A 20,741-nucleotide genomic window follows, 5' to 3' on the forward strand; every position below is an offset into this window, starting at 1 on the left:
CGGAGGGAGACCGTTGCAAGCGGGCCGGGGTTTTATGCCTGCGACAGCACATCGCCCCGGCGCCGATCCCGCCTCGCCTGACATCGCATCGTCAGGTGTATCCGAGGGCGGAACGGGGAGGAGTGTAATGCGGCTGCAAAAAGCGGGGATGAAAAACAAGATGTGGCTCTGATTTCGTTGGAGATTTCCCGAAACTCATCCCCGGGCCACTACGGGAATTGAGGGGCTTTTGGTAGCCCCGCCTATCTCCCCCCTTGCGGGGGAGAAAGCGAAATCGAGGAATTGGCCCGATCAGGGTCAAACCTTAAGATTTCGCAAGAGAGGGGCTCGGTAATGTCGGCCCAAAGGTACTGTGCCCCTCTCCAGGAAAATCTGAAGTTTAGGCGGCTTACGCGCGCCTAAGCCTTCGATTTTCCGTCCTCCCCCGCATGGGGGGAGGTGGGATGCGTATGATCCTGCCTTTCGACAGTCTCAGGACCCGGATCAGGGGGCGGCGGCTTGTGTGATGACCTCATCCTGAGGCGCGCTCGCGAGAGCGAGGGCCTCTAAGGATCCGGACAATGGCTGCAAGATGGGCCTCGTCCTTCGAGGCCCGACTGTGTCGGGCGCCTCAGGATGAGGGGTAAAGGGTGTGGCAAGCTTGTCTTCGGGGCGCAGCAGCAAGCGAATATGATGAATGAGGCGAGCGCGTGCGGCCCAGACAGAAATCGCAAGTAAGCGTGCCGTCAGGGCGTGGCCCTCACCCGCAAAAATCTGAAGTTTAGCCCTGATCGGGCTCAAGCCTTTTCACCGCCTTCGGGCGACGACGCGCTCTGGGCTATGTTTGATGATATCGATTCACTCGATCGATTACTGGCCTTCGGCCACCGCACCGAAGCCCCTCCCACAAGAGGAGAGAGGCACGCGATCTGGATCGGTATGGGTATGAAGACCGAGGCCTATTCCACCTCTTCGACCGGGGCTTCCGCCACACGCTTCTGCAGCGATTCGATGCAGTTCCTGGCGCTCGACTTTGACTTGTAGGTTTCAGAGCGCACCATGATCTCGCTATTGGCGGCGCGGAAGCGGATGAAGGTTTCGCCGTTCTTCGCTGCGTCGATCTCGAAGCGATAGCCGCTGCCGGTTTCCTCTTTGGTGAGATCGACGACCGCGGCTGACGGGACATTCTTCTTCAGCGATTCGACGCAATTCTTCGCGCTCGCCTTCGAAGCGTAGTTTTCCGACCAGACCATGACTTCGGCATTGTAGACAAACTGGACGCGGAACTCGCCCTTCTCGGTCTTCAGGATCTTGAACTTGTGCATGCCCGTCTCCCTGTTATCAGGCCTATCGGCTTATGATTGCATTCAAATGCTAGCCTGGGGCAAAACTATGAGCAAGCTGGGCTTAAAAACCCTGGAAGAGGAAATCGGTGGCAGCGGTAATCTCGTCGGCCTTGTGGGAGAGGTTGGCGATGGAGGGGCCGATTTCGGACAGCGGAAGGGCAGCGAGGCGATGTGCTGCCATGACATAGGTTTTATCACCGACCTCAAAGCGAGGCGTAAGCCGTGCGATCAACCAGGAAACAGTTTCGACGGGGTGCAAAGGGGCGACGACCCGGGTCGGAAGATCCTGGAGAAAATCGGACTGGAGATCAATGACCAACTGGTCTGCGGATTTCAGACGGTGCACCTGAAATCGCGCCATGGCTAGAACATCCGGTATTTGGCGAGTGGCAGGCCATGCTTGGCGACATAGTCATGGTCGGCCTGGATCGCCTCAGCGTTCTCGATTTTCCAGCGTCGTTCCTTCTCCGCCTTGATCGCACGCGCAATGCCCTGTTCTGCAGCGCCGGAGACGTCGAGGCCGAGCGCCTGCGCCTCCTTGATGAGAGCGTCATTGACAGTCAAATCATGCTGCATGCGGGCTTTGGTCGACATGGCGCATCTCCAAGAATGCGCGATTATAGCGCGGAAGGATCGGTTGGAGTAGCGTCTTCAACGCTGCCACTGCACATCGGTCGTCTCATAATGCCGCATCTCCGCGATTTCGCCGATGAAGGGCCTGATGGCAGCGAGGAAGGGTGGGAAATGCGGCCCCTTGCGAAAGCCCTGCAGATGATCATCCGTCGAGGTCCACAGGATGCGCAGCGTCAGGCTCGACGGTTCTTCCACGCAGTGCGAGAGTTCATAACCGAGGCATTGCGGTGCGGCCTGTAGCTGAAGGCCGGCCTGGCGATAGGCGGTGATGAGGTCGTGTGGCTGATGCTGCTTGAGTTCGTATCGGATATATTCGACGATCATGGGTGGCTCCTCCTCAAGTCTGCACCCCATGGTGGCAGAGTGCGGCGTGGGGGCAAGAGCTTACCCAAAGGTAAGTACCGAGTCCGGGAGGAGGATGTGATGGCCATCGACAAGATCCGGGATTGCCCTGTCATGGAGACGATCAAGGTGATCGGTGGCAAGTGGAAACCGCGCATCCTCTGGCACCTGCGCGCTGGCCCAGCAACCTTCGGCGATCTGCGCCGTGTGGTCGGCATTTCCGAAAAGGTCCTGCATGAAAACCTGCTGGCGCTGGCCCGCGATGACATTGTTTCCCGCACGCCGGTGAAGGAGGGTGACATGGTCTATGTCGAGTATGACTACACCGATTATGGCCGATCACTGGTGCCGGTGCTGAATGCCATGGGCGGCTGGGGCTTGTTCCATGCCGGACAGGCCAAGGTGGCGGTTGATCAGGATCGCGGGCGCGCGTCATAGGCATCCCGCGCGGCCAGGATGTCGGCCTTGTTTGCCCGCGACCATGTGACGAGACTGGCGGCAATCCTGGCAAAATCCGTACCCGTCCTGCTCAGCGAATAGGTCACGGATGGCGGGTTGGTGGGCTCGACATGGCGGTTGACCAGGCCGTCGCGTTCCAGCCGGCGCAGTGTCAGGGTCAGCATGCGTTGCGTGACGCCTGACAGTGCGCGCTCGATTTCGCGGTAGCGGCGCGGACCGCGTGAGAGTTCGGCAATCGTCATGACCGTCCACTTTTCGCCGAGGCGATCGAGCGTGAGACGCAGGCCGCAATCCTCATGATCGGGCGCTCCGCAAGGTTCGAGGGTTTCGATCTCGGGCTGTCTTGCGGCGAACATCAATGTGCCTCCTTACGTCGTTCCAGTGGTCGCCATAAATAGATGCGCCCGCAACGATAAGGACGCAACCCATGATACTGCTCACTGGAGGCTCCGGCCAACTCTCCACCCTCGTCGCGGAGGGGGCCAAGGACGCCGGTCTCGACATCCGCATTGGCACTCGCTCGGCAAATGAGACTGACCGCAGTCGACGCCGGGTCGATTTCGACGATCCGCAAACGCTTCGCTTCAGCGATATCGGCACGCTCTTCATGATCTCCGCTGGCTACGCGGAGGATGATGTCGTGATCCGCCGGCATGATGCGGCAATCGCGGCTGCCGTCCGCGATGGCGTGCGGCATGTCGTCTATACGAGCCTCAGCGGAACGGGCGACCACCTCGCGTTTTCGCTTGCGCATCGCTGGACCGAGAACCGGCTGAAGGACAGCGGCCTTGCCTGGACCATTCTGCGCAATGGCCTTTATGCCGAGCTGATCGGCGCGCTGGCCACCCCGGTCGATGGGGTGATCCGGGCGCCTTTCGGCACGGGGCGGATGTCGCCCGTGGCAAGGAGAGACCTGGCCGATGCCGCTGTGACGGTTCTGAAGGACCCACCCGCCCATGCGGGCAGGGTCTATGAGCTATCGGGGGCAGACGCCTGGAGCGTTGCCGATCTGGCAGATGCGCTCGGTGTCACCTACCGGCCATCGAGCCTCGAAGAGGCGCGTGCGTCCCTGAACGGGGCGCCGCTTGAACCCTTCCAGCCGCCAATGCTGATGTCGATCTATTCGAGTGCCGCCGCCGGATTTCTGCAGGCGAGCCACACGGACCTTTCGGCCCTGATCTCCGCGAAACCGCGGCCGACATTGCCGATCGCCTTAGAGGCCGCACGGGCAGCGAAATGAGGAGGCCGAGGCGGGAGCCTTGCGAGAGGCTCCCGATATTTACTCGTCTTACTCGTCGCTCATCTTCAGCGCGGCGATAAAGGCTTCCTGCGGGATCTCGACCTTGCCGAACTGGCGCATTCGCTTCTTGCCGGCCTTCTGCTTGTCGAGAAGCTTGCGCTTGCGCGATGCGTCGCCGCCGTAGCACTTGGCAGTTACGTCCTTGCGCATGGCCGAGATTGTTTCGCGGGCGATCACGTTGCCGCCGATGGCGGCCTGGATCGGGATCTTGAACATGTGACGCGGGATCAGGTCCTTGAGCTTCTCGCACATGTCGCGGCCGCGCTTTTCGGCGGCCGAACGGTGGACCAGCATGGAGAGCGCGTCGACCGGCTCGCCATTGACCATGATCGACATCTTCACGAGGTTGCCCTCGCGATAGGCGTCGAGATGATAGTCGAAGGAGGCGTAACCCTTGGAGATCGACTTCAGGCGGTCATAGAAGTCGAAGACCACTTCGTTGAGCGGCAGCTGATAGGTCAGCATGGCGCGCTTGCCGACGTAAGTGAGTTCGGTCTGGATGCCACGACGGTCCTGGCAGAGCTTCAGGATACCGCCGAGATAATCGTCCGGCGTCAGGATCGTTGCCTTGATCCACGGCTCGTGGATTTCGTTGATCCGCACCACGTCCGGCATATCGGCCGGGTTGTGCAGCTCGCGCTCCGTGCCGTCTGTCATGAACAGCTTGTAGACGACCGAAGGGGCGGTTGCGATCAGGTCGAGATCGAATTCGCGCTCGAGACGCTCCTGGATGATTTCGAGATGGAGCAGCCCGAGGAAGCCGCAGCGGAAGCCGAAGCCAAGCGCGGCAGAGGATTCCATTTCAAACGAGAAGGAAGCGTCGTTCAGGCGCAGCTTGCCCATGGCGGCGCGCAGGTCTTCGAAGTCGGCAGCGTCAACCGGGAAGAGGCCGCAGAACACGACCGGCTGAGCCGGCTTGAAGCCCGGCAGCATGTTGGCGGTCGGGCGCTTGTCTTCGGTGATGGTATCGCCGACGCGGGTATCGGCCACTTCCTTGATCGAACCGGTGAAGAAGCCGATTTCGCCCGGGCCAAGGCTGTCGACCGAAACCATCTTCGGGGTCAGCACGCCGACGCGCTCGATCGTGTACTTGGCATCCGTGCCCATCATGCGGATGACCTGGCCCTTGGACAAGACGCCATCCAGCACGCGGACGAGAACCATGACGCCGAGATAGGTGTCGTACCAGCTGTCGACGAGCAGCGCCTTCAAGGGAGCCTTATCGCCGCCTTCGCTCTTCGGCGCCGGCAGCTTGTGCACGATGGCTTCGAGAACGTCGGGAATGCCAAGGCCAGTCTTGGCCGAGATCAGGACGGCCTCAGACGCATCGATGCCGATGACTTCCTCGATCTGTTCCTTGATGCGCTCGGGCTCGGCGGCCGGCAGGTCGACCTTGTTGAGGACGGTGACCAGCTCGTGATTGTTGTCGATCGCCTGGTAGACATTGGCGAGCGTCTGGGCTTCCACGCCCTGGGAGGCGTCAACGACGAGAAGCGAGCCTTCGCAGGCCGAAAGCGAGCGCGAGACTTCATAGGCGAAGTCGACGTGACCGGGTGTATCGATCAGGTTCAGCACATAGGTCTCGCCATTGTTGGCCTTGTAGTGCAGACGCACTGTCTGGGCCTTGATGGTGATGCCGCGTTCCTTCTCGATGTCCATATTGTCGAGGACCTGTTCCGACATCTCGCGGTCGGCAAGGCCGCCGGTCGACTGGATCAGACGGTCGGCGAGGGTGGACTTGCCATGGTCGATATGCGCGACGATGGAAAAGTTGCGGATATGGTCGAGGGGCGTGCGATCGGTGCTCATGGCCGCGCATATAGCAGCGGGCCATTCCATCGCAAAGCGGAAAGATGGGGTTTTGCAGGCGGTCACGGTGCTTTTGACGTCGCAGGGGGGCAATTTTTTCGACGCCACGAAAGCGATGATCTGCTCAATACAGTTCAGGCCAACGGCCCTTCGGCCAGTCGCGGGCGGTATGGATGACCCAAAGGATCAAGATTCGCTCCCCGTTCGGCAGCCTGTCGACGGCATAGCAGAGGATCCACGGCAGGGGAGCGAGGGATTTCTCGAAGGTGCCCGCGACGCGACCAGGGTGACCGGCCGTGATATCGCCGAGGCGATGACCCGCAGCTTCGATGAGGTCGACGATAGGCTCGGGGAAATAGGGGTCGTCTTCAGCGATGTGGCGCAGGATCGCGAGCGTCTCACGAGTGGCTTCGGTCGCCCAAACGACCGGGCGCCTTATCCCCGAGCCGCCCGTTTCCGACGGGCCGCATCGATCATCGCACGCATCTCGGCAATAACATCCTCATGCGGGACAACATCACCGGTGCGGCTCTCGGCAAGGCCTCTTTCGATGGACTGCCGCAAGGCGAATTCCTGTTCGACAAAGGCGATGACCGCCTTTTCGGCGAGGCGTTGACTGCTCTGGTCAGCGTCCGATGCAAGCGCATCGAGCTGGTCTTTGACGTGCTGGCCGATCTCAATCGTCATCGTTGTACGGGAAGACATGGCGCTGTTCCACGCGTTGCAGCGATATCATAGCGTGCCCGCGATCGTTTCACCAGAACGCCGAGTGCGATCCGCCTCAAACCCCGAACTGCTCCGGCCAGTCGCGGCGGGTGGCAACCTGTCCTTCGGTTCTGAGCCGCGCGACGCCGGTCATGTCGATCTCGGTGATCAGCCAGTGGCTTTCCTCGACCGAATCGCTGTCGCTTTCGGCAAAGATGCCCGTGGGCGGCATGCCGTAGTCCGGCGGAACGTAGAGGGCGGCGCGGCCGCGGTTTTCGTCCATGGCGGGCGACCAGGGGGCGGTGCCGGCGGTGGGTGAGGCGAGCACGGCGATCTGGTTTTCCAGCGCGCGGGCCTGGGCGCCGATGCGAACGCGGTAGGCGCCGGCCAGCGTGTCGGTGCAGGACGGCGCGAGGATGAGGTCGACGCCCTGTTCGGCCAGGGTATGGGCGAGCATCGGGAATTCATTGTCGTAGCAGATCAGGATGCCGAGTTTGCCAAGCGGCGTGTCGAAGGCCTTCAACCCGTCGACGGCGCCGGCAATGCCCCATTGCTCACGCTCGAAGCGGGTCATGATGATCTTGTCCTGATGCCCGATCAACCCGTCCGGCCCGAACAGGAAGGCGCGGTTCCGGTAGAGGCCATCCGGGTCGAGCACCGGTGCCGAGCCGGGCTGGAAGACAATCGCATGGGTCCGGGCGAGCTCCTCGCAGAGTTCGACCCAGGCCGGGATCAGCGGCTGTATGCCGGCAATCGAGCCATGCAGGTCGGAACGGGTGTCCTGATCGAGCTGGCCGGCAAGCACGAGGCCTGCATATTCCGGCAAAAGCAGGAGTTTTGCGCCCCGGTCCACCGCTTCGCGCACCAGACCCGTGAGGTGGAGGACGTAAGCTTCCCAGCTCTCAATCAGCTCTATTTTGTATTGGCAGGCAGCAAGCGTGATGGCGGTCATGATCTCAGGTCCCGGATCCAGAATGAGAGAGGCTTGGGACTGTCGCTGACATCGTCGAGATCCCGCCAGGAGAAGGTCGTGGCAAGCTCGGGATGATGGGTATAGCCACGCTTGGCCCAGAAGGCATTCAGCGGCACATAGTCTGCCGGGCGGCGCGGATGAGTGTCCGGGCGCTCGACAGCGCAGAAGGTGGCGTAGTTGAGGCCAAGCTTGCGGGCCTGCGCCTCGCGCCCCTCGAAGAATTTCACCCCGATGCCCTGGCCGCGATAGGCGGAGAGCAGAACGCTTTCGCCGAAATAGAAATAGTCGGCCGGATCGCGGCCACTGGCGAGGAAGGGGGCTTTGACCTCATCGGTCTCGCCCGCCATCGGCGTTCCGGTGGCCACGCCGACCACGGTTTCGCCGTCGCGGGCAATGACAAAGACGGAGCCCTCTGATTTCGCGTAGGTCGCAAGATAGGTCTGCTCATAGGCCGGATTGGCTTCGTAGAGATAGGGAAAATCCCGGAAGACCGTGGCGCGCAGGCGTGCGAGGTCGTCGAAGAAAGGGACGGCGTCGCTGCCAGAAAAGGATTGAATGGTAAGGGTCATAGAGTGTTTTCAGTCCGTTGCCGAGCGGTTATACCCTCGGGCGAGACATCACGAAAGCCGTTCCATGCCAGGGAGTGATCCATGACTTCAGCCACCGACACCATCCGCGCCTATTACGATGCCTTCAATGCCGGCGACATGGACCGCTTCCTTTCGCTTCTGACGGAGGATGTCGCCCATGATATCAACCAGGGCGAACGCCAGGTGGGCAAGGCAGCTTTCGCAAAATTCATGGATCACATGAACCGCTGCTACAAGGAAGAACTCACCGAAATGGTGGTGATGGCGACCGAGGACGGCACGCGGGGTGCGGCCGAGTTCATCGTCAATGGCACCTATCTCGCGACCGATGAAGGCCTGCCGGAAGCCAATGGTCAGACCTATCGCCTGCCTGCCGGTGCCTTCTTCGAACTGAAAGACGGCAAGGTTGCCCGCATTTCCAACTATTACAGCCTGCCCGACTGGATCGCCCAGGTTGGCGGCTGAGGGCGACGGCCTCTCTGCCAACAGTCAAAAGCCGCCACGCCCTGGGGCGTGGCGGCTTTTTTCATGACGGCGGTAACTTCCCGCACTCATGCAGAGTGTCAGTTGACCGACCAGTCGCGCTTCACCTCGTCGACATTCTTCGACAGGTGGACATGCTGGTCGATATGGTCAATCCAGTCGAGCGGGATGTAGTGATGCTGGCCATCTTGAGAGTCCTTGCGCGTCAGCTTGATGCGGCTCTGGCCGTCCATGTGGTCGACGGTGCCGACATGCGCGCCGTCAGCGTCGCGAACTTCCATATGCTCACGGATCTGGTCTGCAGAAATCATCGGGTCATCCTCCTGTTTCGTGGTTGCGATGCCAAACTAAGCGTTCAGCCGGGCGATTGTTCCCGCAAAAATCGATCCTGGCCTGGGGTTGGCGGCGGGAACATCCAGCGGTCACGCGCATTGACCCGCACCTGCGTGACGAGATCCCTCGCGCGCCTGAGCGAGATCACACATGCTTCCCAGAATTGCGATCATTGGGACCGGTCCGACCGGCCTCTATACCTTCAAGCAGCTTGTCGCCTCGACGGTGCCGCTGTCGCTCACCCTCTATGAAGCGGAAGGCGAGCCGGGCAAGGGCACGCCCTACCATCCCGACGTCAACGATCCGGCGATGCTGTCGAACATTCCGAGCATCGAGCTTCCGGCCTTCACCGAAACGCTGGTCGGCTGGCTACGGCGCCAGACCGATGCGCGGCTGATGGAGCTGGGCGTCATGCGTAATGCCATTGACGATCGGGAATTCTATCCGCGTGTCGTGCTTGGCGACTACATGCAGGAGCAGTTCGACCGGCTCTGCGAAACGGCCCGTGCCAATGGGCACGATCTGAGCGTGCTTGCCCGGCACAAGGTGATCGACATTGAATTGCAGCCCGAGCAAATCCGGCTGCGGGTGGAGAATGCCGACGGCCAGTCGGATGCGCTGTTCGATCACGTGGTCATGGCGACGGGTCACAACTGGCCTGACACCACGGAGGTCCGGCCCGGCTACTTCGTGTCGCCCTGGCCGGCGGCGGCCTTGAAGACGGTGCGCAATGAGCGGGTCGGCATCCTTGGAACCTCGCTCAGCGGCATTGATGCCCTGATGACGGTCGCGACCGCGCATGGCATGTTCTATGCCGATGCGAACGGCGACCTTCAGTATCAGCCGGCCGAGGGCACGGAGGATTTCCACGCAACGATGATGTCGCGCAAGGGGCTTCTGCCGGAAGCGGATTTCTATTGTCCGCTGCCTTACATGACCCCGAGGATCTGCACGGAGGAGGCGATCGACGCGCTGATCGCGAGCGGTCGCCATGACCTGCTGGACGATGTCTTCGATCTCTTTCGCCGCGAGATCGTGGCGGCCGACCCCGATTATGCAGCGCGCATCGGCCTGTCACAGCTGACCGTCGAGACCTTTGCCGCGGCCTACTACCGCGACCGGGTCGAGTCCGATCCTTTTGTCTGGGCCGCACGCAACCTGGCGGAAACCGAAGAAAACCGGATCCGGCAGCATACGGTGCCGTGGCGCTACGCCATCCTGATCACCCATGAAATCGTCGCCCGGGTCATTCCGCACCTGGATGAGCAGGACCTCAAGCGCTTCCATCGCCACTTCAAGGGCATCTTCATCGATGACTACGCGACCGTACCGCTGACCTCGATCCGTCGCCTGCTGGCGCTTTCGCGGGTTGGAAAGCTCGATATTCTGAAGCTCGGTGAGGATTATAAAATCCGGACCGCCGAAGACGGGCTTGATCGGGGTGCCGAAGTGACCGTCGCGGGCGACGCCTATCGTTTTGGTGCTTTTATCGATGCGACGGGACAGGAAACCCTGTCGGCGACGGACTTGCCCTTTCCGACGCTGGTTGCCCAGGGTGGCGTCAAGCTGTCCGAGACCCCGGTTGCCGGCACGCTCCGCGAGACAGACCGCGCGCTGGACACGGTCCGGACCGGCGGCATCGATGTCGATGAACAGTATCGGCCGAAAACGACGAGCTCGATGAGCAACCGGCTCTATTGCGCGGCCATCGCCTTCCTTTTGCACAAGGAACCCTTCGTGCAGGGGATCACCAGTGCTCGGGATATTGGCGAGACCGTCGGAAATGCGATCCTCGCCGATGTGATGGAAAGCGAAACGCGCCTGTTTCAGATCCCGGCATAGACGGGATCACCGACGGCAAGGGTTACAGCCTCCTCGACGCCGGCATAGACGCCGAGATTGCGGGCATTGTGCCGCATGATGCCGCGCAGGATCTCCGGCTGTTCGTTCATTCCGGGCTGGGCAATCATCGTCATTCCGCAGCGGCGGGAGGCTTCGGTCACCCGCACCTTGGCCGCGCCAATGCGAATGCTGCCGCCGACCCACGCGTTTTCGACAAATCCGCTTTCCGTCTCTTCCGTCTCGATCAGCACGGAGGGGCGAAAGCGTTGCCCATCCAGCGGGGGCAGACCGGCGATGACGGAAAGCCGTGTCAGCGAGGCGGTCGTGACCAGATGCAAGGGGGCGGGCGTATAGCGGTTGGAGACCACAGGAAAGCGCATATCGGCGCCATCGGCCAGTCCACCATAGGCGCCGATATGAGCGGCAAAGCCGAAGTGATCGAGTAGGCGCTGATCGAGATGGGCGTCGTCGAGCCAGTGGAGGGAGCCATCCGGGAAGCGCAGCTGCGGCAGATGGGCTGTCTCGCCGCGCATCGCCTGAAGAAACAGGGCAGGGCGCCAGCGCGGGTCCCGTTCCGGGGCTGCGGACAGGCCGGTTTGCGGATCAAACAGGGCAAAGCGGCGGTCGCCCTCGATGCCGGCTGGGGAAACGGAGAGTGCATCCAGTCGCTGACCGCCCACAGAACTGACGGGATAGCGCCAGATTTCCTTCACATGACCGATTCTGCGCATGGCATTCCCTTCAGCTGTCGTCGGTCACTTTAAGCCGCCATGGCCCTTTCTGTTCCGTCTTTCGTCAAGTTGGAGATGGATCAAGCCTTGACTCCATCATAAGAACGATAAATTCTATTATCATGGAAGTTGGTGATGAATTCGAAAAGACGGTCGGCGAACGGATCCGGGCGCTACGCATCCGCCGGGGGCTGACACTGGACGGGCTGGCGGAGGTCTCGGGCGTCAGCCGGGCCATGATCTCGCGCATCGAGCGCGCCGAAGCGAGCCCGACAGCAGCCCTTCTGGCACGGCTCTGCGCAGCGCTCGGCGTCTCGCTGTCGGTTTTCTTCTCGAGCGACGAGGAGGAGGGGGGACCGCTCGCCCGCCGCCGTGATCAGCCGGTCTGGCGCGATCCGGAAAGCGGTTATCTGCGCCGCGCCGTGTCGCCGGCCGGAACCGGCAGTGGAACCGATATTATCGAAATCGACTTTCCAGCCCGTGCCGAAGTCCGCTTTCCCGGCCACCTCTCCGGACGCAGTCAGACCCAGCATGTCTGGGTTTTCGACGGCACTATCGAACTGGAAGTCGGCGATGGGGTCCACCGGCTCGAAGCCGGTGATTGCCTCTTCATGAATGTCGCTGACGTCAAAGCCTATCGCAACCCAACCGATCGCCCCGCGCGCTATGCCGTTGTCATTGCGCTCGGTCCCTGAAATTCATCCATTGGATACGCCGTACAGGACCATGCCCATGCCTGATATTCGCCTGCTCTCTGAGACTGAAGCCCTGGAAAACCTGGAGGCGCTCAAGGATGTGCTTGCTGATTGCGTCGAGGATAATGCCTCTGTCGGCTTCATGCCGCCCTTGCAGCCAGCCGATGGCGAGGCCTTCTGGCGCGGTGTGGCGGGTGGTGTGCGTCGAGGGGAGGTCTTGCTCTACGGCGCCTTCGTCGATGACCGGCTCGTTGGCACGGTGCAGGTGGGGTTTGCCCAGAAGCCGAACCAGCCGCATCGCGGTGACCTGATGAAACTTCTCGTCCATCGCAAGGCCCGTGGCCTTGGTCTCTCGAAGGCCCTGATGGCGGCGGCGGAGGCCGGTGCGAAGGAGGCGGGCCGTTGGCTGCTGGTGCTCGACACGGCAAGGGGCGAGCTGGCTGAAAGCCTTTACGAGAAGCTCGGCTGGCAGCGTTCGGGCATCATTCCAGACTATGCCCTCTTTCCCGATGGTCGCTATTGCGACACCGTGGTTTTCTACAAGCGCCTTGACGCGGCCCCGGCCTGAAGACCTCAGAACCGCGCCCAAAAAACGTCCGTGCCGAACACTTTCCATCTTCTCGCGATATGCTAACTCATCCCCAAGAGGTGCGAGGCTGGCTCGCACATGAGAAGAGGCGGGGGAATCTCATGGCGCTGAAACGTTTTGTTGTTTTGACGAGTCTTCTTGTGGCCGCACCGGCCATGGCCGCAGACGTGACCTTCGTGATGCGCAACGATCATCCGAACGCCGTCGAGGTTGAGCTCTACAGCCAGGACCGCGACTATGTGTGGCCGGGCAACAATCAGGTCTTCTATCTCAATGATGGCGAAACCAAGCAGATCCCGCTGTCCTGCGAAGAGGGCGAGAAGATCTGCTATGGCGCCTGGATCGAGGGCGACAAGCAGACCTATTGGGGCGTGGGTCCGGAGAATGCCGAGACCTGCGAAGACTGCTGCTACACCTGCGAAGGTGGCCAGACCGAGCAGATCAATCTGAAAGAATAGCCAAGTTCGGCGGGGGCCGGGGGTAAGGGGCGGCTTTTCTGGTCAAGCGACCAGAAAAGCCGCCTTTTTCGTCTTGTCCGATGCTGCGCGTCGGGGCTACCTTCGCCTCAAGCACAAATGAGGGTGAGCCGAACATGCGCGTATTTTATTCCGAAAAACACAAGCTTCGCGATGCCAAGACGGAGCTGCATGGCGGCCTGCTGGTCAAGCCCTTCGAGGGGCCGTTCCGCGCCGAATGGGTGTTGGCGGGTGTCCAGGAAGCCGGGTTCACGGATGTGCATGCGCCAGCCGACCACGGTCTTGAAACCGCACTGAAGGTGCATGACGCCGGCTATCTCGACTTCCTGCGCACGTGCTGGGACCGTTGGGAGGCCCATGGGTTCGAAGGCGAGGCCATTCCCACTTCCTTTCCCTGCCGCCGCAGTCAGACGGCGCGCGTGCCCAAGAATATCGACGGGGCGCTCGGCTATTACACGAATTCGGCGGAAACCGCGATTTCCAAGGGTACCTATGAGGCCGCGATCGCCTCGATGGATGTGGCGCTGTCCGGCGCCGACTGGTTGAATGCGGGCAACCGCTTTGCCTTCTCGCTCTGCCGCCCGCCCGGCCATCATGCAGGCCGCGACCTCTTCGGCGGCTATTGCTTCATCAACAATGCCGCTGTCGCCGCACAGAGCCTCATCGATCAGGGTGCCAAGAAAGTCGCGATCCTGGATGTCGACTTCCACCACGGCAATGGCACCCAGGACATCACCTATCAGCGCGGCGACATCTTCTTTGCCTCCCTGCATGGCGAGCCGCAGGATGCCTTCCCCTATTTCCTGGGCTATGCCGATGAAACCGGTGAAGGCGAAGGCGAGGGCCTCAACGCCAATTATCCGCTGCCGCGTGGCACGCCCTGGGACGTCTGGGCCAAGGCGCTCGCCCACAGCCTGGAGCGCATCAGGGCCTATGGTGCTGAAGCCATCGTGGTTTCGCTGGGCGTCGATACCTTCGAGAAGGATCCGATCAGCTTCTTCAAGCTCAAATCCGACGACTATATCCGGATGGGCGAGATGATCGCCCAAAGCGGCATTCCGGTGCTGACCCTGATGGAGGGCGGCTACGGCGTGCCCGAGATCGGGCTCAACGTGGCCAATATGCTGAAGGGTCTGGAAGCCTGAGACTTGCGCCGTGTTGATTGGGAGGCCCCGCTGCCGAGCGGCGCCTCCGCTTGGCCTCAAGCCTTGGTCACGATGACCTCGAGATAGTCGCTCGGCACGACCATGGTCCCGTCGGTTGCCCGGTTGAACCGGGTGATCAGCGCCAGGAGTTCTTGCGCCAGGGCTGACTGGCCGTCTTCCGGCAAGGCGGCGAAAGCCTTGTGCACGGGGCCATACCAGGTGCGGAATACCTCCAGCCAATGGGCGGGTGAACGATAGCGGAAAGTGAAGGCCTTGTTCTGCGCAGTGATCTCGCGGGCGTTTGGAAACAGCATCTCAAGATGGGCCTCTGTTCCCCACAAAGCCGGAGAGCGTGCGCCGGGCGGTGGCGGTAAATGCTGGCCGATGGTGCGGAATATCTGGCCGATAAAGCCATCCGGGGTCCAGTTGGCCATGCCGATGCGGCCTGCCGGGCGGCAGACACGCACCATCTCCCGGGCGGCCTGATCCTGGTTCGGCGTAAACATGACACCGAAGGTGGACACGACCACGTCGAAGGCTTCGCCCTCGAAGGGCAAGGCCTCGGCATCCGCTGGCTGAAAGGTCACCTTCAGACCTTCCGCTTCGGCGCGGTCGCGGCCGCGGTCGAGAAGCGCCGGGACATAATCAGTCGAGGTGACGACGGCAAAACGGCGTGCCGCAGCCAGCGTCGCATTGCCATTGCCAGCGGCGATGTCGAGCACGGTTTCACCGGCTCGCAGATCGAGCGCCTCGCACAGTGTTTCGCCGACGATCTGCAGGGTCGTGCCGACGACGGCATAGTCACCGGATGCCCACGCCCCCTGCTGGCGGGCTTTCAGCGCGATCAGGTCGGGCACAGGGGGTGAGGCGACGGGCGTGGGGATGATGGCCAAAGTCTCCATGGTCTTTCTCCTTCTGGTGGAAGGAGCAGTGTCGCGGCTAGGAAGAGCCTAGGCCAGTGTAGGAGCTGGAGTGCGACCGGTACAGAAAAGGGACCGTCAGAGCGGTGCCGTGGCATAGGAGCTTCGCACCATCCAGGAGCCGATCGTGGCTGCCATCGACGGATCGCCAACCAGGGTGATCTTGTTGCGCGCGATTTCGGCGCCGAGGCTCGAAAGCCCGATCCATGCGGATGTCAGAGCCTTGAGATCGGCTGTCACGAAGAGATCGACGTCGTGTCCGGGATCGGAGGAGCAGAGATCGACGGGATTGCCCGGCTTGCACAAGAGCCAGTAGCTCTGCTCGTCGCGCGGCAGTTCCGGATAGATGAAGCGGATGACGCTGCGACGCGTAGCGGGCAGGGAGGCCGGATTGATCTTCCGGCGCATGTTCCACATCAACAGGCGCGCATCGAGCTTCTCCAGCGTCACATCCGCATCGATGTTGCGATGCGCCCATTGGCCAAGTGCGCGCACGATCGGCTCCAGCTCGTCCGCCACCGCGGTGGTTCGGTAATTGATCGCTCCAGACCCGGGATGCTTCGAGCGCACCACGAGGCCGCGATGCTCCATTTCACGGAGCCGCTTCGACATCAGTGTCGGCGACATAGCAGGCACGCCGCGACGGATCTCGTTGAACCGGGTCGAACCGGACCACATTTCCGACAGCAGCAGCAGGGTCCAGCGGGGCTCCAGCACCTCGCAGGCCTTGGCCACCGGACAGAACTGATTGTACCCGTCACTCGCCATGATGGCCTCCAGCCTCCATCCTGCGCCCCGCAGCCCATGGCAGTCCAGTCCAGATAGTGTAGCGCCTCGAACATTCCGGCTCGATGTCAGGCCGCGGGTCAATCATCCGGCCGGTATCGACAGGCAGACCGATGTCAGCCGCATCGTCTGCGCGCGTTTGACGTCCGCCGCCGCCGTTCAGTCGCGATGCCGGCTCCAGCCCCGTTGCGCCCGCCACGAGACGGTCGAGTCCGCATAGCCGCGCACTTCGGAGATACGCGATTTCTGTACATCCGCTGCAATCTGCGTGGCGACGATGGCCTGTCGCGTCTCGCGCACGAGGTCGCGCAGGCAGGTCTGTTCATCCGCCAGCCGCCGCTGCAGCGTATGCGCCGACATGCTCAGTGCATCCGAAAGGGTGGCAAGCGTGATCGGCTGCTGTCACTAAGCCGGGGGGCCAAAAAACGAAAGGCCCGGGTGGATGCCCGGGCCTCTTGTCGTTTGAGACGGTCGAAAGTGTCAGAGCGTGCCCTGGCGCTGCTGGATCATCTGATAGGTATCGAAGCTGTATTCGGCGACCTGGGACCAGAGATAGGCGTCCTGCTTGAAAGCCTGCTGGCTGTCATAGAGCTTCTTGAACCACTCGTTCTTTGCCGAGAGATCCGCATAGGTCTCCTTCGCGGCCTTGTGGCAGACGTCGAGGATGTCGGAGGAGAAGGCGCGCAGCTGTGCGCCACCGGCAACGAGTTCGCGAAGGGCAGCCGCGTTCGAGGCATCGTAGCGGGCGAGCATGCGGGCGTTGGCCGCAGCACAGGCATCGGTCAGGATACGCTTGTAGCTCTCCGGCAGGGAGTTGAACTTTTCCAGGTTGAAGAAGGCATGCACAACCGGGCCACCTTCCCACCATGCCGGGTAGTAGTAGTATGGCGCGACCTTGTAGAAGCCGAGCTTCAGGTCGTCATAGGGGCCGACGAATTCGGTGGCGTCGATCGTGCCCTTTTCCAGCGCCGGATAGACGTCCGAACCTGCGATCTGCTGCGGCGTGACGCCGACCTTCTGCATGATCTCGCCGGCCAGACCCGCGATGCGCATCTTCAGACCCTTGAGGTCATCGATCGTCTTGATTTCCTTGCGATACCAGCCGCCCATCTGGGCACCGGTATTGCCGGCCGGCAGCGCATAGAGCTTGTGACCTGCGAGGAATTCGTTGAGCAGGTCGTTGCCGCCGGCGGCGGTCAGCCAGGAATTGGTCATACGGGCATTGAGACCAAAGGGAACGGCTGTGCCGAGCGCAAACGCCGGGTCTTTGCCGATGTAGTAGTAGGAGCAGGTATGTCCCATTTCGATCGTGTTTTCGCCGACCGCGTCCGCGACCTGCAGCGGCGGTACGATTTCGCCGGCGGCATAGACCTGAATTTCGAATTGTCCACCGGTTGCCTTGGACACGCTTTCGGCAATATCGGTCGCAGCGCCGAAGATGATGTCGAGGCTCTTCGGGAAGGACGAGGCGAGACGCCAGGTGATCTTGGGATTTTCCTGGGCGATGGCAGGGGCTGCGAGCGCAGCGGCTCCGACGCCGGCAATCCCGGCTTTCTGGAAGAATTGACGGCGATTCATGATGTTCTTGCCTTGATCTGTCGTGACATAATCTCCCCCGCTCCCGCCGGCGGGTCTAAAGACACGCGCCTGGGAGCGCAAGGCCGCTTGGCTTGTTTTGTTGTCCGAAAAGACATTTTCACTTGCGATTTGTTGCGCCGGGGAAGCTTGCTGCGCAACGATGCTTACCGGCTGCTCTTCAAGGAGGGATCATCCAGGGCGGGATTGTAGAAGAGGGCGAGAACGAGACTTTTGGCAATGCGCTCGGCGCTGGTCAGGAACCAGGCATGCGCCGCCTCGCTTGCACCGACCTCCGACAAGGTGTCGGAAAAGAGTTGCAACCACTCCAGGAAGAGCCCTTCCGCCATGCCGTCCACGCCATGATGCGCCTGAACCGGTTTGCCGCCATAAGCGCCGGTCTTGAAGGCGACCGATCCCCAGAAGGCTTTCATCTTGACCATGTGATCCGGCCAGCGGCCGGCAAGGCGCCCCTCAAAAACCGGGCCAAGCGAGGCATGCTGGCGGATATGCCCGTAAAAGGTCTCGACCAACCGGTCTATAAATGCGGGGTCGACCCCCATGGCAGCCATGTCCGCCGCCACACGTGCGGTGATCTCCGCCCGATGGGCAGCGCGGCCGGTCATATCTGTTGTCATCTCAATTCGCCTCAGCAACGCGGGGCACAATTCCCATCCTGCGTCTTCTGCAAATGGTCCATGCGGCATCTTGATCCAAACCGCAATCGGATCTATCTTTAGAATAATTCTAAATTGGATATTTGTGGATGTTCGGTCTTTCCCTTTCTGGCGCCAAGCGCGACTTCGACAGCCTCAGCGAGCAGGAAATGCTGGGTCTCGCCATCTCCTCCGAAGAGGATGATGCGCGCATCTATCTCGCCTATGCCGACCAGCTGCGCTCAACGGCGCCGCAATCGGCCAAGGTCTTCGAGGACATGGCGGAGGTCGAGCATGCCCACCGCAACATGCTGATCGACATGCACCGTGAGCATTTCGGCGAGCGCATCCCGCTGATCCGCCGGGAACATGTGCGCGGATTTTACGAACGCAAGCCGGATTGGCTGCGCAAGAACCTGACACTCGACCAAATCCGGACGGAAGCCGAAGCGATGGAGCAGGGCGCCTATCGCTTCTACATCGCGGCCGCCCAGCGAACCTCGGATGCCGGTATTCGCAAGCTGCTCGGAGATCTGGCTCTGGCCGAACAGGGCCATGAGCAGGTCGCGGCAATGCTGACCGAAAAACATGTGTCCGAGGATGCGAAGTCCCAAGAGGATGAAGGTGAGCGGCGCCAGTTCATCCTGACCTATGTCCAGCCCGGTCTGGCCGGCCTGATGGACGGATCAGTCTCGACGCTCGCCCCGATCTTTGCGGCCGCCTTTGCCACTGGCGACACCTGGTCGACCTTCCTGATCGGTGTGTCCGCTTCCGTCGGCGCCGGCATCTCCATGGGCTTTACCGAAGCCGCCCATGACGACGGCAAGCTGTCGGGGCGCGGTTCCCCGATCAAGCGCGGTCTTGCCTCGGGCATCATGACGGCGCTTGGCGGCCTCGGCCACGCTCTGCCCTACCTCATCCCGCATTTCTGGACGGCGACGATCACTGCGGCCATCATCGTCTTCTTCGAACTCTGGGCGATTGCCTTTATCCAGAACCGCTACATGGAGACACCCTTCTGGCGCGCGGCCATGCAGGTGGTGCTCGGTGGTTCGCTGGTGTTGGCGGCCGGTGTGCTGATCGGGCAGGGTTAGCGCAGCGCCGTTTCTGTTTACGGGTGCGCAGGCATGATCTGGCCATGCAGGCTTCACGAAGCTGCAATCTGAACCGCATAGAGCGGAGGGCATGAAATTTTCCCCTTCGACCATCGGCCTCGGCGTGACCATGACCATCGGTTATGGGACGCTCTATTACGCCTTCTCTGTGCTCGCACCCGAAATTGCGCGGGAATTCGGTTGGGGGGAGAGTTTTGTCTTTGGTATTTTTTCCGCCGGCCTGCTGGCAGGCGCAGTCGTTGCAACGCCGCTCGGCAGGTTCGTCGATCGTCTCGGTGCGCGCATCGTGCTGAGCCTCGGATCGTTGGCGGCGGCGGGGGTGCTGACACTTCTGGGGTTGATGCAGAATGCCGCTCACTTCATGGTCTTGGCCGTGGCAGCCGAATGCATCGCGCTTGCCGTTCAGTATGAGGCCGGTTTTGCCGCACTGGCCCAGATCCATGGGCGAGAGGCACGCGCCCACATCACCCTTGTTACCCTCATCGCCGGCTTCGCCTCCACGATCTACTGGCCGCTCTTGCAATGGCTGCTGACGCAGATCACCTGGCGCGAGATCTATTTCGTCCTGGCGGCAATGAATGTGGCGATCGCACTGCCGATCCATCTCGCATTGCCGCAGAGGCGAACCGACGCCCATGACCCATCCGGTGAAGTGGACGCTGTCGCACACGGTTTGCCCGACAATGGCCGGCAGGCCATGGCTCTGATGGCGGTCGCCTTTGCTGCCGGCGGCTTCGTGGTTTCGGCCGTAGGGGCAACCCTTTTGGTGCTGCTTCACAGTCTTGGCTACGAGACGACGGTGGCCACGGTGGCAGGAAGCCTGATCGGCCCGAGCCAGGTCGCCGCTCGTCTGTTCGGCTATATCCGCCGCAACCTCTTCTCTCCGCCGGTCACCGCCGTGGTCGCGGCAGCTGCCATGGCATTGGGCGTGATGCTGCTGCTGGGCGGAGCGCTGATGGGACCACTGTCTGCCTTTGCACTGTCCTTTGCGCTGTTTTACGGCGCCGGCCAGGGGCTGACTTCAATTGCGCGCGGCGTGCTGCCGCTGCATTACTTCGGCGCGGCAGGTTACGGGCGGCGCACCGGGATCCTCGCTTCGGCGCGCATCGTTTTATCCGCCGTCGCGCCTGTCACGGTGATCTGGTTGAATGAGGTCTCGGGCGCGGTCGCAGCCATTGCCTGCATCCTCGTGGCTGCCTGCGTCTCTTTGGGCGCAATTGCCGCCCTTGCGGCCGTGGCAAAGCCGGCCGCAAGGTGAG

At 61.7% G+C, this 20,741-nt stretch carries 26 protein-coding genes; 10 read left to right on the forward strand and 16 right to left on the reverse strand.

Going from position 1 to position 20,741, the window contains the following annotated elements; translation table 11 throughout:
- Nucleotides 1–938: 938 nt before the first annotated feature.
- The 4 genes from ACSV9I_RS16880 to ACSV9I_RS16895 form a co-directional block, all read right to left on the reverse strand.
- Complete coding sequence (locus ACSV9I_RS16880) at nucleotides 939–1,304, reverse strand: YegP family protein (protein WP_054156387.1); 366 nt, start codon at nucleotides 1,302–1,304, stop codon at nucleotides 939–941.
- Between the two features lie 82 nt (nucleotides 1,305–1,386).
- Nucleotides 1,387–1,686 (reverse strand): CcdB family protein, encoded by a 300-nt coding sequence (locus tag ACSV9I_RS16885; RefSeq protein ID WP_438330028.1) that lies wholly within the window; start codon nucleotides 1,684–1,686, stop codon nucleotides 1,387–1,389.
- 2 nt (nucleotides 1,687–1,688) lie between these two features.
- Nucleotides 1,689–1,919: a type II toxin-antitoxin system CcdA family antitoxin gene (locus tag ACSV9I_RS16890; protein WP_438330029.1), complete on the reverse strand. Its 231-nt coding sequence runs from the start codon at nucleotides 1,917–1,919 to the stop codon at nucleotides 1,689–1,691.
- Nucleotides 1,920–1,976: 57 nt separating this feature from the next.
- Nucleotides 1,977–2,282 (reverse strand): putative quinol monooxygenase, encoded by a 306-nt coding sequence (locus tag ACSV9I_RS16895; RefSeq protein WP_054156384.1) that lies wholly within the window; start codon nucleotides 2,280–2,282, stop codon nucleotides 1,977–1,979.
- Between the two features lie 99 nt (nucleotides 2,283–2,381).
- Here ACSV9I_RS16895 and ACSV9I_RS16900 point away from each other — a divergent pair, with 99 nt between their 5' ends.
- On the forward strand, nucleotides 2,382–2,738 hold the full coding sequence (locus ACSV9I_RS16900; protein ID WP_438330030.1) for a winged helix-turn-helix transcriptional regulator: 357 nt from the start codon (nucleotides 2,382–2,384) through the stop codon (nucleotides 2,736–2,738).
- Here ACSV9I_RS16900 and ACSV9I_RS16905 read toward each other — a convergent pair.
- Nucleotides 2,714–3,115: a winged helix-turn-helix transcriptional regulator gene (locus ACSV9I_RS16905; RefSeq protein ID WP_438330031.1), complete on the reverse strand. Its 402-nt coding sequence runs from the start codon at nucleotides 3,113–3,115 to the stop codon at nucleotides 2,714–2,716. The two genes, ACSV9I_RS16900 and ACSV9I_RS16905, sit on opposite strands and share 25 nt — an antisense overlap.
- A 71-nt stretch (nucleotides 3,116–3,186) precedes the next feature.
- Between ACSV9I_RS16905 and ACSV9I_RS16910 the strand changes: the two genes are divergently transcribed.
- On the forward strand, nucleotides 3,187–3,999 hold the full coding sequence (locus tag ACSV9I_RS16910; RefSeq protein WP_438330032.1) for an NAD(P)H-binding protein: 813 nt from the start codon (nucleotides 3,187–3,189) through the stop codon (nucleotides 3,997–3,999).
- Between the two features lie 48 nt (nucleotides 4,000–4,047).
- On the opposite strand, the gene lepA is transcribed toward ACSV9I_RS16910, so the two are convergent.
- From lepA to ACSV9I_RS16930, 4 genes are all read right to left on the reverse strand, one after another.
- On the reverse strand, nucleotides 4,048–5,898 hold the full coding sequence (lepA, locus tag ACSV9I_RS16915; protein WP_438330230.1) for a translation elongation factor 4: 1,851 nt from the start codon (nucleotides 5,896–5,898) through the stop codon (nucleotides 4,048–4,050).
- 405 nt (nucleotides 5,899–6,303) lie between these two features.
- The gene (locus ACSV9I_RS16920) at nucleotides 6,304–6,573 is read right to left on the reverse strand and encodes a CopG family ribbon-helix-helix protein (protein WP_438330033.1); all 270 of its coding nucleotides are present in this window, start codon (nucleotides 6,571–6,573) and stop codon (nucleotides 6,304–6,306) included.
- A 76-nt stretch (nucleotides 6,574–6,649) separates the two neighbouring features.
- Nucleotides 6,650–7,525: a carbon-nitrogen hydrolase family protein gene (locus ACSV9I_RS16925; protein WP_438330034.1), complete on the reverse strand. Its 876-nt coding sequence runs from the start codon at nucleotides 7,523–7,525 to the stop codon at nucleotides 6,650–6,652.
- On the reverse strand, nucleotides 7,522–8,115 hold the full coding sequence (locus tag ACSV9I_RS16930) for a GNAT family N-acetyltransferase (RefSeq protein WP_438330035.1): 594 nt from the start codon (nucleotides 8,113–8,115) through the stop codon (nucleotides 7,522–7,524). The genes ACSV9I_RS16925 and ACSV9I_RS16930 overlap by 4 nt, the downstream gene beginning before the upstream one ends.
- 81 nt (nucleotides 8,116–8,196) lie before the next feature.
- Here ACSV9I_RS16930 and ACSV9I_RS16935 point away from each other — a divergent pair, with 81 nt between their 5' ends.
- On the forward strand, nucleotides 8,197–8,601 hold the full coding sequence (locus tag ACSV9I_RS16935; RefSeq protein WP_054156377.1) for a ketosteroid isomerase-related protein: 405 nt from the start codon (nucleotides 8,197–8,199) through the stop codon (nucleotides 8,599–8,601).
- A 98-nt stretch (nucleotides 8,602–8,699) separates the two neighbouring features.
- Here ACSV9I_RS16935 and ACSV9I_RS16940 read toward each other — a convergent pair whose 3' ends face one another.
- Nucleotides 8,700–8,930 carry a DUF2171 domain-containing protein gene (locus tag ACSV9I_RS16940; RefSeq protein WP_054156376.1) on the reverse strand — a complete coding sequence of 77 codons (231 nt, stop codon included), beginning with the start codon at nucleotides 8,928–8,930 and terminating at the stop codon, nucleotides 8,700–8,702.
- Nucleotides 8,931–9,102: 172 nt separating this feature from the next.
- Here ACSV9I_RS16940 and ACSV9I_RS16945 point away from each other — a divergent pair, with 172 nt between their 5' ends.
- The gene (locus ACSV9I_RS16945) at nucleotides 9,103–10,794 is read left to right on the forward strand and encodes an FAD/NAD(P)-binding protein (protein WP_438330036.1); all 1,692 of its coding nucleotides are present in this window, start codon (nucleotides 9,103–9,105) and stop codon (nucleotides 10,792–10,794) included.
- Here ACSV9I_RS16945 and ACSV9I_RS16950 read toward each other — a convergent pair.
- Nucleotides 10,779–11,525, reverse strand: a complete 747-nt coding sequence (locus tag ACSV9I_RS16950) for an MOSC domain-containing protein (RefSeq protein WP_438330037.1) — start codon at nucleotides 11,523–11,525, stop codon at nucleotides 10,779–10,781. The genes ACSV9I_RS16945 and ACSV9I_RS16950 overlap by 16 nt on opposite strands.
- A 122-nt stretch (nucleotides 11,526–11,647) precedes the next feature.
- On the opposite strand from ACSV9I_RS16950, the gene ACSV9I_RS16955 reads away from it, so the two are divergent.
- From ACSV9I_RS16955 to ACSV9I_RS16970, 4 genes are all read left to right on the forward strand, one after another.
- Complete coding sequence (locus ACSV9I_RS16955; protein WP_438330038.1) at nucleotides 11,648–12,220, forward strand: helix-turn-helix domain-containing protein; 573 nt, start codon at nucleotides 11,648–11,650, stop codon at nucleotides 12,218–12,220.
- Nucleotides 12,221–12,251: 31 nt separating this feature from the next.
- The gene (locus ACSV9I_RS16960) at nucleotides 12,252–12,788 is read left to right on the forward strand and encodes a GNAT family N-acetyltransferase (RefSeq protein WP_054156372.1); all 537 of its coding nucleotides are present in this window, start codon (nucleotides 12,252–12,254) and stop codon (nucleotides 12,786–12,788) included.
- A 122-nt stretch (nucleotides 12,789–12,910) separates the two neighbouring features.
- Nucleotides 12,911–13,267, forward strand: coding sequence for a hypothetical protein (locus ACSV9I_RS16965; protein WP_438330039.1), 357 nt, complete (start codon nucleotides 12,911–12,913; stop codon nucleotides 13,265–13,267).
- A gap of 134 nt (nucleotides 13,268–13,401) precedes the next feature.
- Entirely contained in the window at nucleotides 13,402–14,430 is a 1,029-nt protein-coding gene (locus tag ACSV9I_RS16970) for a histone deacetylase family protein (RefSeq protein WP_438330040.1), read from the forward strand.
- Nucleotides 14,431–14,486: 56 nt separating this feature from the next.
- Here the strand turns inward: ACSV9I_RS16970 and ACSV9I_RS16975 are convergent, their stop codons facing one another.
- The 5 genes from ACSV9I_RS16975 to ACSV9I_RS16995 form a co-directional block, all read right to left on the reverse strand.
- Nucleotides 14,487–15,332, reverse strand: coding sequence for a class I SAM-dependent methyltransferase (locus tag ACSV9I_RS16975; protein ID WP_438330041.1), 846 nt, complete (start codon nucleotides 15,330–15,332; stop codon nucleotides 14,487–14,489).
- A gap of 96 nt (nucleotides 15,333–15,428) precedes the next feature.
- Nucleotides 15,429–16,118 (reverse strand): winged helix-turn-helix transcriptional regulator, encoded by a 690-nt coding sequence (locus ACSV9I_RS16980; protein ID WP_438330042.1) that lies wholly within the window; start codon nucleotides 16,116–16,118, stop codon nucleotides 15,429–15,431.
- A 177-nt stretch (nucleotides 16,119–16,295) separates the two neighbouring features.
- A complete protein-coding gene (locus tag ACSV9I_RS16985) occupies nucleotides 16,296–16,496 on the reverse strand; it encodes a hypothetical protein (RefSeq protein WP_438330043.1) in 201 nt (66 codons plus the stop codon).
- Nucleotides 16,497–16,616: 120 nt separating this feature from the next.
- Complete coding sequence (locus ACSV9I_RS16990; RefSeq protein WP_438330044.1) at nucleotides 16,617–17,714, reverse strand: TRAP transporter substrate-binding protein; 1,098 nt, start codon at nucleotides 17,712–17,714, stop codon at nucleotides 16,617–16,619.
- 164 nt (nucleotides 17,715–17,878) lie between these two features.
- Nucleotides 17,879–18,349, reverse strand: coding sequence for a group III truncated hemoglobin (locus ACSV9I_RS16995; protein ID WP_438330045.1), 471 nt, complete (start codon nucleotides 18,347–18,349; stop codon nucleotides 17,879–17,881).
- Nucleotides 18,350–18,477: 128 nt separating this feature from the next.
- Here ACSV9I_RS16995 and mbfA point away from each other — a divergent pair, with 128 nt between their 5' ends.
- Both mbfA and ACSV9I_RS17005 read left to right on the forward strand, forming a co-directional pair.
- The gene (gene mbfA, locus ACSV9I_RS17000) at nucleotides 18,478–19,461 is read left to right on the forward strand and encodes an iron exporter MbfA (RefSeq protein ID WP_438330046.1); all 984 of its coding nucleotides are present in this window, start codon (nucleotides 18,478–18,480) and stop codon (nucleotides 19,459–19,461) included.
- A 91-nt stretch (nucleotides 19,462–19,552) separates the two neighbouring features.
- The gene (locus ACSV9I_RS17005) at nucleotides 19,553–20,740 is read left to right on the forward strand and encodes an MFS transporter (protein ID WP_438330047.1); all 1,188 of its coding nucleotides are present in this window, start codon (nucleotides 19,553–19,555) and stop codon (nucleotides 20,738–20,740) included.
- Nucleotide 20,741: the final 1 nt, after the last annotated feature.

Source organism: Rhizobium sp. G187, assembly GCF_051549525.1.
Classification (GTDB): Bacteria; Pseudomonadota; Alphaproteobacteria; order Rhizobiales; family Rhizobiaceae; genus Allorhizobium.